At 36.6% G+C, this 13,449-nt stretch carries 13 protein-coding genes; 5 read left to right on the forward strand and 8 right to left on the reverse strand.

What is annotated here, in order from left to right:
• Positions 1–25 precede the first annotated feature (25 nt).
• From OD90_RS11420 to OD90_RS11435, 4 genes are read left to right on the forward strand one after another with little or no spacing between them, the layout of a single operon-like run.
• Positions 26–706 carry an SDR family NAD(P)-dependent oxidoreductase gene (locus tag OD90_RS11420; RefSeq protein ID WP_144669295.1) on the forward strand — a complete coding sequence of 227 codons (681 nt, stop codon included), beginning with the start codon at positions 26–28 and terminating at the stop codon, positions 704–706.
• Positions 707–709: 3 nt separating this feature from the next.
• Positions 710–1,306: a SprT-like domain-containing protein gene (locus OD90_RS11425; protein ID WP_144669296.1), complete on the forward strand. Its 597-nt coding sequence runs from the start codon at positions 710–712 to the stop codon at positions 1,304–1,306.
• A gap of 11 nt (positions 1,307–1,317) precedes the next feature.
• Entirely contained in the window at positions 1,318–2,403 is a 1,086-nt protein-coding gene (locus tag OD90_RS11430; protein WP_144669297.1) for a mannose-1-phosphate guanylyltransferase, read from the forward strand.
• Positions 2,403–3,872, forward strand: a complete 1,470-nt coding sequence (locus tag OD90_RS11435) for a DUF389 domain-containing protein (RefSeq protein WP_261374501.1) — start codon at positions 2,403–2,405, stop codon at positions 3,870–3,872. Before OD90_RS11430 ends, OD90_RS11435 begins: the two co-directional genes overlap by 1 nt.
• A 69-nt stretch (positions 3,873–3,941) precedes the next feature.
• Here OD90_RS11435 and OD90_RS11440 read toward each other — a convergent pair whose 3' ends face one another.
• The 7 genes from OD90_RS11440 to gcvP form a co-directional block, all read right to left on the reverse strand.
• The gene (locus OD90_RS11440) at positions 3,942–4,700 is read right to left on the reverse strand and encodes an ABC transporter ATP-binding protein (protein WP_144669298.1); all 759 of its coding nucleotides are present in this window, start codon (positions 4,698–4,700) and stop codon (positions 3,942–3,944) included.
• Positions 4,701–5,438, reverse strand: a complete 738-nt coding sequence (locus OD90_RS11445; protein ID WP_144669299.1) for an MlaE family ABC transporter permease — start codon at positions 5,436–5,438, stop codon at positions 4,701–4,703.
• A 72-nt stretch (positions 5,439–5,510) separates the two neighbouring features.
• On the reverse strand, positions 5,511–6,602 hold the full coding sequence (locus OD90_RS11450) for an alkaline phosphatase (RefSeq protein ID WP_144669300.1): 1,092 nt from the start codon (positions 6,600–6,602) through the stop codon (positions 5,511–5,513).
• Between the two features lie 64 nt (positions 6,603–6,666).
• On the reverse strand, positions 6,667–7,518 hold the full coding sequence (locus tag OD90_RS11455; protein WP_144669301.1) for a glycosyltransferase: 852 nt from the start codon (positions 7,516–7,518) through the stop codon (positions 6,667–6,669).
• Complete coding sequence (locus OD90_RS11460; protein WP_144669302.1) at positions 7,518–8,042, reverse strand: class I SAM-dependent methyltransferase; 525 nt, start codon at positions 8,040–8,042, stop codon at positions 7,518–7,520. The genes OD90_RS11455 and OD90_RS11460 overlap by 1 nt, the downstream gene beginning before the upstream one ends.
• 28 nt (positions 8,043–8,070) lie before the next feature.
• The gene (locus OD90_RS11465; protein ID WP_144669303.1) at positions 8,071–9,129 is read right to left on the reverse strand and encodes a 3-oxoacyl-ACP synthase III family protein; all 1,059 of its coding nucleotides are present in this window, start codon (positions 9,127–9,129) and stop codon (positions 8,071–8,073) included.
• A 284-nt stretch (positions 9,130–9,413) separates the two neighbouring features.
• A complete protein-coding gene (gene gcvP, locus OD90_RS11470; RefSeq protein WP_144669304.1) occupies positions 9,414–12,263 on the reverse strand; it encodes an aminomethyl-transferring glycine dehydrogenase in 2,850 nt (949 codons plus the stop codon).
• A 138-nt stretch (positions 12,264–12,401) separates the two neighbouring features.
• On the opposite strand from gcvP, the gene OD90_RS11475 reads away from it, so the two are divergent.
• Positions 12,402–13,208 (forward strand): hypothetical protein, encoded by an 807-nt coding sequence (locus tag OD90_RS11475; RefSeq protein WP_144669305.1) that lies wholly within the window; start codon positions 12,402–12,404, stop codon positions 13,206–13,208.
• Here OD90_RS11475 and OD90_RS11480 read toward each other — a convergent pair.
• Positions 13,191–13,445 (reverse strand): hypothetical protein, encoded by a 255-nt coding sequence (locus OD90_RS11480; protein ID WP_144669306.1) that lies wholly within the window; start codon positions 13,443–13,445, stop codon positions 13,191–13,193. The two genes, OD90_RS11475 and OD90_RS11480, sit on opposite strands and share 18 nt — an antisense overlap.
• Positions 13,446–13,449 lie beyond the last annotated feature (4 nt).

A 13,449-nucleotide genomic window follows, 5' to 3' on the forward strand; every position in this document is an offset into this window, starting at 1 on the left:
TCAAATAATTGTATAGTATCTAAGAATGAAAAGAATCATAATAACTGGAACAAGTAGAGGAATAGGTTTTGAGCTGGCTAAAAAATTTGCTGCCGAGGGTCATCAGGTACTTGCGCTTTCGCGAAAGCATACTCAGTGTAGCGACTTGAATTTACAGAATCTTACAGCCTTTTCATTTGATATTACAAACGCAACACATTTTCAAAAAGTTATTGATTTTATCGAAAGCGATTGGGAAGGAGTAGATATCCTCATTAACAATGCTGGAGCTTTCCTTAATAAGCCATTTCAAGAAACGACAATTGCCGATTTTAAGGCAATTTATGATGTAAATGTTTTCGGAGTCGCAGAGCTCACCAAAATTGTCTTGCCTTATATGAATAAAGGTTCTCACGTAGTTACCGTTTCAAGTATGGGAGGTGTTCAAGGAAGCATGAAATTCCCAGGACTATCTGCATATAGCTCAAGTAAGGGAGCTGTAATTACTTGGAGCGAATTGCTTGCTGAGGAATACAAAGAACAAGGAATTTCCTTTAATGTATTAGCATTAGGAGCTGTACAAACAGAAATGCTAGAAGAAGCTTTTCCTGGATATGATGCGCCTCTTACAGCAAGTCAAATGGCAAATTACATTTTTGATTTTTCGCTCACGGGTCATCAATATTTTAACGGTAAGATGTTAGAGGTTTCTGCAACGACACCTTAATGAATGGTAGAGACACTTAAAAAATATATACCTGAGAGAGCAGCTGCTCCCATATTTGAGCTTATAAAAAGTCATGCAGTATATTTAAAGATCGTAAATGAACGCGTGAGTAGGCATGGGGATTATCGTGTGTTAAAAAATGGACAACATCAAATAACCGTAAATGTATCTCTCAATCAATATCGGTTTTTAATTACTCTAGTACATGAGATAGCCCATCTCGTTGCTTTTAAAAAATATGGTAGAGGTATTAAGCCCCATGGTCGCGAGTGGAAATATACTTTTCAAACCTTGATGCTCCCTTTTATACGGCCAGAGATTTTTCCTCAAGATGTATTGCCTTTCTTGGCTAGACATTTCAAAAGTCCCAAAGCAAGTAGTGATACAGATGCACATCTATCTGTTGCATTAAAAAAATATGATCCCCCCTCTGATAAAAATTTTATATTTGAAATACCCAGAGGGTCAATTTTTCAAATTTACAATGGAAAGATTTTTAAAAAAGGAGCTAAACGTGTGAAGCGATATGAATGTACAGAAATAAGCACAGGGAAAGTGTATTTGTTTCAACCCAATGCTGAGGTGGATAGACTTGAGTAATCTAAAGAAATATGAAAGATAATAGTAATTACTATGCCTTGTTAATGGCAGGTGGTGTAGGTTCCAGATTTTGGCCGGTTAGTACTCAATCGTTTCCTAAGCAGTTTCACGATATGCTTGGAACGGGAGAAACGTTATTACAAAAAACATTTAATAGACTAGCTGACCTTGTTCCAAGAGATCAAATCTTAGTACTTACAAATGTCGCTTATAACGATATTGTCAAAGAACAACTCCCAGAAATTGCTCAAAAAAACATTGTGCTTGAAAGTGCAATGCGTAATACGGCACCTTGTATTTTACTGTCTTCACTTAAGGTAGAAAAAGAGAACCCTGATGCGGTAATGATAGTTGCACCTAGCGATGCATGGATAGAGGATGAGAAAGCATTTTCAAAAGACCTAGAACTTGCTTTTGAGGCTGCACAACAACAAGAAACAATTGTTACTCTAGGGATTAAGCCTAGTTTTCCTAATACAGGCTATGGTTACATTAAGTACGACAAGGGTGATTCCGCTTTCGCGAAAGCGGTAGATCGTTTTACAGAGAAACCAGATTATAAGCAAGCAAAGAATTTTGTAGAAAGTGGCGCATACCTGTGGAATGCAGGCATGTTTATTTGGAGTGTAAAAACAGTGATTGCTAGCTTTAAAAAATTTTTGCCAGAGATGTATCATCTCTTAGCGGCCGGAAAAGATGTCTATAACCTCTCTCAAGAGCAAGAATTTATAGATAAAGAATACCCCAAGGCAGAAAACATATCTATTGACTTTGGGATCATGGAAAAGCATCAAAACGTAAAAGTGGTTCCAGCATCATTTGATTGGAATGATTTAGGTACTTGGGGCTCATTATATGATAAGAAAAAACGTTTTTCTGGCGCAGATGCAGTAATTAATTCAAAAGTTCTTTCTTCTAATTCCTCAGGAAACATCATCCGTACAGAGCACAATAAAGTAGTTGTTATAGATGGTTTAAAAGACTATATTGTTGTTGAAAATGATGATGTTTTAATGATCGTTCCAAAAAGTAAAGAGCAAGACATTAAACAAATTCGAGAAGAAGTGAAAAATAAATTTGGTAGTGATTTAGGCTAGTGGAGAACAAAAATAATATAGGATCAAATCCAGATGTTGAAAAGAAAGATTTAAACATCGGATTACCCCCAAAGGAGGGTATGCCTAAGGACGCCCAAGGTGTATGGCAAGTTATAAAGGCATTTTTACAAGACTTATTAGATATACGTACAGATACTGATCGAGATGCGACTATTTCTGCAGTTCGGAAAGATATTCCTTTTAAGGGACATAACGCTTGGATTCTAATCTTCTCTATTTTTGTAGCTAGTATTGGTCTTAATGTGAGCAGTACCGCTGTTGTTATAGGTGCCATGCTTATAAGTCCGCTTATGGGACCTATTGTAGGCGCTGGACTAGCAGTAGCTATTAATGACGGAGTCATGATGAAGCGGTCATTACTCAATCTTTTGGTGATGATGGTGCTTAGTGTTTTAACGGCTACGATTTACTTTAGTTTGTCTCCTATGAAAGAGGAGACGACTGAGTTACTAGCGCGCACTTACCCAACAATACTAGACGTGTTAGTTGCAATTTTTGGTGGTTTAGCATTGATAGTTGCAAAAACCAAGTCAGGAACCATTGCGAGTGTAATTTTTGGAGTTGCAATTGCCACTGCTTTAATGCCTCCATTATGTACTGTAGGGTATGGTATTGCTATTTCTAACTGGAACTACGCAAGCGGCGCATTGTATCTATTCTTTATAAATGCAGTATTTATTGCGCTATCTGCTTTTACTGTGGCTAAATTACTTAGGTTCCCATTGGTAAAGTATGCAAACCAAAAAAAGCGAAAACGTACTACAGCATATGCTACAATTATTGCATTACTAGTGCTCGTCCCAAGTATCTGGACATTTTATAAATTATTAAAAAAACAGGTATATATATCAAAAGCTGAGACATACATTACAGACACTGTACGGTATGATGGCGCAGAAATTTTAAAGAGAGTTGAGGACCCAGAAACAGAGACCATAGATATTTATTTTATAGGAGCTTTAATACCACAGTTTAAAATATCTGAATGGAAGGAGAAACTTAAAGGTATAAGTGGCTTAGAAACCTCAACATTAGTAATTCATCAAGGTGCAGATCAAAGTAATGAGCTGGCAGAGCGCTTAAGTACAGAGCTTCGTTCTGGTATTCTTGAAGATTTATATGTAAAAAATCAAGAGGCTTTGACTTCTAAAGACGCTAGGATTTCATTTTTAGAATCAAGATTGACAGATTTACAAGCTTCTAAAATTCCATTTGAAACTGTACGTAAAGAAGCAAAAATAAATTACGACGGCTTAGAAAGGTTCGGATATTCTACACTAATAACCTCAGATTTTGATAATGAGCCTGATACATTAACAGTAATTAAAGTTCAGTGGTCTAGAAAAATTAGGAGTAGAGATAGAATCAAGCAGCAGCAGAAGATGCAGTTATGGTTAAAAGAGCGTTTTAAACTAGATACGCTTGTTGTCGAAGGTAATACTCGTTAAAAGCATACTTAAATTAACATTCGTTTGCTTTCGCGAAAGCAGAAACTAACTTTCTATAAGTGGTATTGATTAAGCATTTTGCGCTTCTCTTACCATTTTGAATAGATTTGAAGAATATACAAAATTTGTAACATCTTTATTATCTGTTTTAAAGATCTCATTTTTAGTCCCCTCCCATGCGAGGTGACCTTTTTGTAAGTAAACAATATGATCGCCAATTTCCATCACAGAGTTCATATCATGCGTGTTAATAATGGTCGTCATATTATATTCAATCGTGATCTCGCGTATTAAGTTGTCTATGACTGTTGCGGTATTAGGATCGAGACCAGAATTAGGCTCATCACAAAATAAATATTTTGGATTATTTACGATTGCTCGTGCTATTGCCACCCTTTTTTGCATTCCACCAGAAATTTCTGAAGGTAGTTTATGATTTGCATTTTCTAGATTAACACGATCTATTACAATGTTTGCGCGTTCAATACGTTCACGTTTTTTCATTTTCGTAAACATCTTTAGCGGGAAGGCTATATTCTCTTCAACGGTCATAGAGTCAAAAAGTGCGCTTCCTTGAAAAACCATTCCTATTTGCTCACGAAGAACACGCTGCTCCTCGTCACTTATTTCGGAATAAGGATTACCATCATATATAATCTGGCCGCTATCAGGCTTAAAAAGACCTAGCATTGTTTTTAAAAAAACAGTCTTACCTGATCCAGAAGTACCAATGATCAAATTTGTTTGCCCAGGCTTGAAGATGGTAGAAAATCCTTTAAGAACTTCTACATCACCAAATCCCTTACGTATCTCTCTAACTTCTATCATTTAGCTTAATAATATTTGAGTTACTACAAAATTAACAAGTATGATAGATACACTCGTCCATACAAAAGAAGTGGTACTTGCCTTTCCTACCTCTAATGCTCCACCTTTCATATAGTATCCATGATATGCAGGTACGGTTGCTAGTAAAAAAGCAAACAGAAAAGTCTTAAAGAAGGCATAGAAAATTTGAAAAGGTATAAAGTCTTCTTGTAGGCCTGATAAAAATGCGCTACTTGGTGCAAATCCTCCGTAAACTGCTGCAAAATAAGCCCCTATAATCCCAAGAAACATACCGATGGCAATGAGAAAAGGATAAACAAACATAGCCACTATCTTGGGGAAAACAAGGTAGTTTAAAGAGTTGATCCCCATAACCTCTAGAGCATCTATTTGCTCTGTTACTCTCATGGTACCTATACTAGACGTGATGTAAGACCCTACTTTACCAGCCATAATGATAGACACAAAAGTGGGTGCAAATTCTAGAATGATAGATTGTCTTGCTGCAAACCCTATAAGAGATTTTGGTAATAAAGGATTGTTTAGGTTTAAAGCAGTTTGTATCGCAACAACGGCTCCCACGAAGAAAGCGATAAAGGCAACGATCCCTAATGAACCTATAATTAAGTCATCTATTTCTTTAAATATTAGATCTCGTAATACTTTACCCTTTGTAGGTTTTATAAAAGTATTCTTAATCATTAAAAAGTATTCACCTATGGAATGTAGGTACGACATTGGCTGTGTTTAGATGGCTAAAATAGTGATTTTGATATTTGTTAAAATAGGTTTTAAGATAGCTTTATGATGCTATTCTTTTAGTAATCTTTTCATTTTATCGTAGACGGCGGTATTTTCATAAATTCCAGAAAAGAGAGAAGACCCAGGGCCATAGGAAAATACAGGAACCATAGTTGCACTATGTCCTCCTGTAGAGAAAGAAGGCTTTAGCTTATTATAGTTTCCATTATCTGCAGCAAGCGTAAACCCTCCTGTTTCATGATCTGCAGTTACAATAACAAGCGTGTTTCCATCTTTCTCTGCATAATCAAGCACTAGGCCTAATACAGTGTCAAAATCGATGAGCTCACTTATTAAGTACTCAGCATCATTGTTATGTCCTCCCCAATCTACTTGTGAACCTTCAACCATTAAGAAGAACCCTTTTTTATTCTGTGATAATTTTTTAAGACCCAATTTTGTAGCGTCGTATAGAAAAGAGCCGCGTCCTTCTAGTATTTTAGGCATTCCGGCATCAGCTAGCAAGTAACCATATTTTTCATTTTTTTTCATTCGTTTAGAAGGGTCAAGTCTATCTAATTGCATTACATAGCCTAAATCTTCTAATGCTGCTACCAGATTAAGTTTATCTTCTCTATTTTCAAAAAACTTCCGTCCTCCACCTGCAAAAAAATCTACTCCAGAAGTAAGAAGATCTTCTGCAATTTCAAGCTCCATTTTTCTAAATTTCTGATGAGCATAAAAGCTTCCTGGTGTTGCGTGAGTGATAGTGGATGTAGCGATAACTCCAGTTGAGAATTGTCTTTTTTCGAGATCCTCTAAAATCGTAGGAACTGCAATAGTATCTGTATTCACTCCTATTGCTCCATTATATGTTTTAATACCTGCCGAAAATGCAGTTGCACCGGCTGCAGAATCAGTGATTAAATCACTAGATGAACTTGTTTTTATGAGACCTATGTTTTTAAAGCGCTCATAATTAGAAGGCTGGCTATTATAAAACTGACTTGCAGAGATTTGACTTAGACCAGTACCATCTGCTATCATTAAAATGATATTTTTAGGCTTTTTGTTTTGTGCAGTAGTAACGGTAGAGGCACATGAAATGGTAACAAATACAATAGCAATACTAAAGCATCTTAAAATTCTTCTAAGAGACATAGATTTATTTTTATTCAAAAATAACTATTGTCCAGATAGCTATCCCAAAAAAGTACGTTAAGAATTACAAAGAGAGCTTTGATTTAATACCATCCCACCTTAGTTTTCTGATAAACTCACCTTCTTTTTCAGACACTAAAAATTTTGTATTAGATCGCTTAGCGCGAAAATACCCATGCAGATAGTCCTTGAGTAAAGAGTAATTTCCTTTGCGATTTGCCAACTTTGCCGATGCAAATGAAGTTAACAGAAATCCATAACGCATTCTATAAAATGCTTCCCCTTGTTTAAACTGTGCGGCCTTATTGTAAGTGTTACCAGTAGGTTTAAGATGTTTAACCTGCAGTGAATCAACTGTTATAATTTCCCAGCCGTGATACTTTGCGAGTAGTTCATCAATTGTGTCCCAACCCATCGCCGCTTTTAAACCATCTATTTCTTGAAAGCATTCTTTTCTATACGCTTTTAAAGCTCCACGTATATGGTCTTTATTTGTGAGGTTTTCTAAAACCCACTCACCATTTTTTTCAATATAGCAGAATCCTCCAGCCATTCCGATTTTTGGATTTTTCTCAAAACTTTCTGCGATAGTTTCTAAATAATTCGAAGGGAAGATGAGGTCTGCATCAAACTTGCAAACGATGTCATAATTGTCGTCAAGAGTTACATAACCTTTGTGAAAAGCCTGTATGACTTTGCTGCCGGGTAGGTGTTCATCGCTACTTGTGATATCTAATAACTCAATGTAAGTGTACGCTTTCGCGAAAGCGGTAATAATTTCACCACTCGCGTCCGTGCTCTGGTCATTTACCACGACTATTTTCTTTGCAGGGAGCGTTTGTGTCACCAAAGATTCTAAAGTCTTCTTTATAAATGAAGCTTCATTGTGACAAGGAATAACGATGTAAAAATCCATTATGATTTTCTTTCTGCGTAAATCAAATAATAGCGAGGTGTGATTTTTCTTAAAAGAGGTCTGATACCTATTTTATTTACAGGATTTGTGAATTTTTCTCGTCTTATTATTTCCCAACCTGCCTTTTCAAAAAGCCAGTCAAATTGCCAATCTTCAAATTCGTGGTAATGTCGATCCCATGGATCTGTTTTAGAGCGATAGGCTGGAGAAAACCATAGTCTGAGAGGCACACTAGCCACTATTTTAGTTGCTTTGATATCTCTAAGGACATTAAAAGGCGCAAGTAAATGTTCAAAAATTTCAAAAGCGGTAATCACTTCTGCATCAGTTTGTAGAACAGCAGAGGTGTCTGTATCTAAATCTTCTCCAGAAGTATTTTGCACAGTATATCCCTCACGCTCCATATACTCTACAAAAGGATTACGTACCCCAAGGTCTAGAATCTTTTCATCTGTAGATACCACTTCTTTTAAGAAAGTGATTGTGTGCTTGTATCTTTTATTTGGAAAAGTGGTTTCGTACAATGTGAAAAATTTTGAAAGCTAGTATAACTTAATAACGATACACAATCGCATTAATATTCATCCCAGCACCTACACTTGCAAAAATAATAACATCTCCTTTATTTATTTCGTGATTTTCCAGTGCTCCAGTACGAACCAAATCAAATACAGTAGGAACGGTGGCAACAGAACTATTACCCAACTTTGCAATACTCATAGGCATGATGTGCTCAGGCATTTCTAGTTCGTGAAGTTTATAAAAACGACTTACAATAGCTTCGTCCATTTTCTCGTTTGCTTGATGAATAAAGATTTTCTTCACTTCATCTATAGAACAGCCACTATTTTCAAGACATGTTTTCATGGCTTGTGGTACTTGAGTAAGCGCAAAGTTGTAGATCTTACGACCATACATTTTAATGTATTTTGTTTGCTGCTCTGCTTCGGTATTATAGCTAGACCCATTAAAGAGAAAAAAAGCCTCATCATAGGTAAAAGTGGCAGTTTCAAATGCTAATATACCTGTATTGCTATCGTCTTGTTCAATGATAGAAGCACCCGCTCCATCACTGTAAATCATACTATCTCTATCGTGATTATCTACCACTCTAGAGAGCATCTCTGTGCCTATTACCAAGCATTTTCTTGCCATTCCGGCTTTAATGTATGCTTGTGCTTGTATCACACCTTCAATCCATCCTGGGCAACCAAATAAAATATCATAGGCCACACACTTAGGGTTCTTTATACGCAAATTGTATTTTATACGTGAGGCAAGACTAGGAACAATGTCAGAAAAGTTTGATCCTTTTTGTACATCTCCATAGTTATGTGCACAAATTATATAATCTAACGTTTCAGGATCTACACCAGCATCGTCAATCGCTTTTTGAGCTGCGCGTGTCCCTAAATCTGATGATTTTAACTCTGATGGAGCATAACGCCGCTCTTCAATACCTGTAATAGCTTTGAATTTTTCGATAATTATGGTGTTATCAGAATTAATGGCAGAACCATCCATGTTTAAAAATTGATGCTTTCCAAAAGAATCATTTGTAGTTACAACATCTGGAATGTAACTGCCTAAGCCTGTAATCTTAATTGCCATAAAGGGGTGTTTCTAAGCGGGTAAAGTTAAGGAATCATAACGGGATACAGACCGTTAAATCGCATTCCTAAATCTATTGCATTATTGATAATTATTAATCGAAATAATAGCTATTTTTTTATGAGGGATAAAGAAGATAGAAGTTTATTAAAGAATTGGTAATGAGTGCGATTCCGCTTTCGCGAAAGCGAATTCATAAACTTTAAAATTTAAACGGTCAAGAGCAAGATTGTCCTCTTGACCGAATATTCTTTGACTTAAATAAAGTAGATCATCCCTATCTCTTATGCTTCCATATATTCTTCTATAGGAGCACAGGTACAAATTAAATTACGATCTCCATATGCATCATCAACACGACGTACCGTTGGCCAAAATTTATTTTCAGCTACATAGCTTAAAGGGTAGGCCGCTTTCTCACGAGAATAAGGAAATTCCCAGGTATCTGCAGTAACCATGGCAAGCGTGTGTGGTGCGTTTTTCATGATGTGATTTCCGTTATCTTTTGTAGCTTCAGAAATTTCTTTGCGAATAGATAGCATGGCATCACAAAAACGATCAAGCTCTTCTTTGCTTTCACTTTCTGTAGGTTCTATCATAATCGTTCCTGCTACAGGAAAAGAAACTGTAGGAGCATGAAAACCATAATCCATCAATCTCTTTGCAATATCTGTAACCTCAATACCATTCTCTTTAAAAGGACGACAATCGATAATCATTTCGTGTGCTGCACGCCCACGTTCACCCGTATATAAACATTGATACTGTCCGTTAAGACGTTCCTTGATGTAGTTGGCGTTTAATATCGCATATTCCGTAGAGTGTCTTAAACCTGGTTCCCCTAGCATCGTGATGTATGCGTAAGAAATTAAACAAGCAAGAGCAGAACCCCAAGGAGCTGCGCTTATCGCAGTAATCGCTTTTTCACCACCAGTAGTTATAACTGGATTCGTAGGTAAGAACGGAACTAATTGCTTTGCTACACAAATGGGTCCTACTCCGGGACCACCACCACCATGAGGAATTGCAAAAGTTTTATGTAGGTTTAAGTGACAAACATCTGCACCAATAGCACCTGGATTTGTAAGTGCAACTTGCGCGTTCATATTTGCCCCATCCATATATACTTGGCCGCCGTTGTCATGAATAAGCTGTGTAATTTCTTTTACAGCACTCTCATACACCCCATGTGTAGAAGGATACGTAATCATTAAAGCAGCCAGATTGTCTTTGTGTTTTTCAGCCTTTTCACGAAGATCCTCTACATCTATGTTTCCATTTTCCAAGGCCTTAGTTACTACAACTTTCATACCCGCCATTACAGCACTGGCAGGGTTTGTTCCGTGTGCAGATGAAGGAATTAGACAAATATTTCTATGACTGTCACCTCGAGATTCGTGATATGCACGTATCACCATAAGACCTGCATATTCTCCTTGTGCACCAGAATTGGGTTGTAGAGATGTACCAGCAAACCCTGTGATTTCCGTAAGTTGATCTTCCAACTTTTTAAGCATTGTTTGATATCCTTCGGCTTGATCTAATGGTGCAAAAGGATGCATGTTTCCCCACTGTGGATCAGATAGGGGTAACATCTCAGAAGCAGCATTCAGTTTCATGGTACAAGAACCTAGGGAAATCATCGAGTGATTCAATGACAAATCTTTGCGTTCTAATTTTTTAATATAACGCATCAATTCTGTTTCAGAATGATAGGTATTAAATACGGGAAGCGTTAAAAATTCGGTTTCACGAGCCACGTTTGAAGGAATTCCTTTTCCTTCAATTATTTCAGCGACAGAAATAGTTTCTTTTGAGGACGCTTTCGCGAAAGCGGAAACAATATCATTTACATCTTGTAATGTAGTTGCCTCATGAATGGCGATACACACCGTGTCTGCATCTGGGTAGTAGAAATTGATTTCTAATTCTTCGGCGGCTTTAGCTACTTTGCTAGCATCTGCTTTTACCTGAATTGTATCGAAGTAATTTTCATTAATTTGATACAAACCTAACTTCTCGAGAGCGTCTGCTACTGTTGCAGCAGTGTTGTGTACTTTATTTGCAATATTTTTTAATCCTTCGGGACCGTGATAAACGCTGTACATTCCCGCCATAACAGCAAGAAGTACTTGAGCGGTACAGATATTTGAGGTTGCTTTATCTCTCTTGATATGTTGCTCACGTGTTTGTAATGCCATGCGTAAAGCACGCTTTCCATCTGTATCTTTTGTTACACCAATGATACGACCAGGAATACTTCTTTTATATTCTTCTTTTGTGGCAAAATAAGCGGCATGGGGTCCTCCGTAACCTAATGGAATTCCGAAACGTTGTGTTGTGCCCACTACTACATCTACACCAAATTCTCCTGGCGAACGAAGCTTAACGAGACTCAAGATGTCTGCGGCGACAGCGACTTTAATAGCTGCAGCATTTGCTTTTTCAACAAAACCTGCATAATCAAATACTTTTCCAGATACCCCTGGGTATTGTAAAATAGCCCCAAAGAATTCCGTTGAAAAGTCAAACTCTTCATGATTACCTACCACTAATTCAATCCCGATAGGAGTGGATCTAGTTTGTAGTAATGAAAGCGTTTGAGGAAGGATTTCTTCTGAAACAAAGAATTTATTGACATTAGCCTTTTTTTGGTCACGATTTCTCACAGAAAAAAGCAATGCCATTGCCTCTGCAGCAGCAGTTGACTCATCAAGTAATGATGCATTTGCCAGTTCCATACCTGTGAGGTCAGTAATCATGGTCTGGTAGTTAAGCAACGCCTCTAAACGACCTTGAGCAATCTCTGCTTGGTAAGGTGTATACGCAGTATACCATCCTGGATTTTCTAAAATATTACGTTGTATGACTGCAGGTGTAATTGCTTGGTGATATCCTAAACCTATAAATGATCTAAAGACCTTGTTTTTATTAGACAATGCCGTAATGTGGGCAGCAAACTCATGTTCACTCAATGCAGGATCAAGTTGCAAAGGATTACTTAAGCGTATGTTGTCTGGAATGGTCTCAAAAATGAGTTGCTCCATAGTATCTACCCCTACCGTCTTTAGCATCTTAGGAAGATCACTTCTACGTGGACCAATGTGGCGTAATGCAAATGAATCTGTATTCATTGTTGTTGTGTTTTTTAAGATGCACAAAAATACAGCAAATGATAGAGTTATTTTATCAATTTATACGCTTGAAATATTAATGTTTTCAACTAAAACTTAACTTATTAACAGTTGTGTTATTTTTGTTTCATGCACATCATGCGACGTTTATTTCATTTTTATATCAATAGTAGCATTCACGTAAGTTTTGCTGTACTTGCGCTAGCTTATGTCACGGCTATAAAGTTTGGAATTGAACTAGATATTAGATTTATAGCTTTCTTGTTTTTTGGAACAATTACCGCCTATAATTTTGTTAAGTATGCTGAGGTTGCAGGCTTGAATCACCGTAGCCTTGCACGTTCCTTAAAAGAGATTCAGTTTTTTTCTATACTCTCCTTAGTTGGTTTAATCATATCTGTTTTTTGGATCAATTTAGAAGTGATTTTAGTGTGCATTTTTTTAGGATTACTCACCCTTTTTTATGCAATACCTCTATTTTTTAAAGACAAAAATTTGAGGTCAATTAGCGGAATCAAAATTTTTATTATTGCTTTTGTATGGGCAGGGGTAACCGTTATACTGCCTATTTTACAAAATGAACTAAACATTACACAAGAAATATGGTGGATAGTCTTGCAACGTTTTTTTTACGTTCTTGCAGTAATGATTCCCTTTGAAATACGGGACTTAAAATACGATCATTCAGCGCTTAAGACACTTCCGCAGCAATTTGGTGTTTTAAGAACAAAGCTTGTAGGATATACAATCGTCATTTTTTTCTTTGCGATAAGCTTGATGTTGTATTTTAATTTACCAAAACATCTTTTGATAGACGGTATAGTAGCTTTAATTGTAAGCTTTGCGATAGGATATACAACTGTAAACAAAAGCCGATTTTATTCTTCTTTTTGGGTTGAGAGTATTCCTATACTGTGGGTGTTGTTATTAATTTTTGGATTGTGAGTTTATAAATCGCTGGACACGTTGTTGTAATATTTCTTTCTCAGATTTAGTGATGGTGAAGATCTTATTTTTATCTAAGAACTCAGATAATTTAGAGTTATTATTGGAATAATCTCTACAGGCCTTACAGTATAGTAAGTGAAAGTAGAGCTTTCCTTTTTCCCAAAAATTAGACTCTTTGTATTGTTTTTTATCGCAAAAATGATTTGCATCTTCACAAACTACTTTTAATTTCATCTCT

Source organism: Dokdonia sp. Hel_I_53, assembly GCF_007827465.1.
GTDB lineage: Bacteria > Bacteroidota > Bacteroidia > Flavobacteriales > Flavobacteriaceae > Dokdonia.

Excerpts from the sequence above, each read along its gene's own strand:
- OD90_RS11420 (WP_144669295.1), top strand. The coding sequence starts at position 26 with ATGAAAAGAATCATAATAACTGGAACAAGTAGAGGAATAGGTTTTGAG.
- OD90_RS11425 (WP_144669296.1), top strand. The coding sequence starts at position 710 with ATGGTAGAGACACTTAAAAAATATATACCTGAGAGAGCAGCTGCTCCC.
- OD90_RS11430 (WP_144669297.1), top strand. The coding sequence starts at position 1,318 with ATGAAAGATAATAGTAATTACTATGCCTTGTTAATGGCAGGTGGTGTA.
- OD90_RS11440 (WP_144669298.1), bottom strand. The coding sequence starts at position 4,700 with ATGATAGAAGTTAGAGAGATACGTAAGGGATTTGGTGATGTAGAAGTT.
- OD90_RS11445 (WP_144669299.1), bottom strand. The coding sequence starts at position 5,438 with ATGTCGTACCTACATTCCATAGGTGAATACTTTTTAATGATTAAGAAT.
- OD90_RS11450 (WP_144669300.1), bottom strand. The coding sequence starts at position 6,602 with ATGTCTCTTAGAAGAATTTTAAGATGCTTTAGTATTGCTATTGTATTT.
- OD90_RS11455 (WP_144669301.1), bottom strand. The coding sequence starts at position 7,518 with ATGGATTTTTACATCGTTATTCCTTGTCACAATGAAGCTTCATTTATA.
- OD90_RS11465 (WP_144669303.1), bottom strand. The coding sequence starts at position 9,129 with ATGGCAATTAAGATTACAGGCTTAGGCAGTTACATTCCAGATGTTGTA.
- gcvP (WP_144669304.1), bottom strand. The coding sequence starts at position 12,263 with ATGAATACAGATTCATTTGCATTACGCCACATTGGTCCACGTAGAAGT.
- OD90_RS11475 (WP_144669305.1), top strand. The coding sequence starts at position 12,402 with ATGCGACGTTTATTTCATTTTTATATCAATAGTAGCATTCACGTAAGT.
- OD90_RS11480 (WP_144669306.1), bottom strand. The coding sequence starts at position 13,445 with ATGAAATTAAAAGTAGTTTGTGAAGATGCAAATCATTTTTGCGATAAA.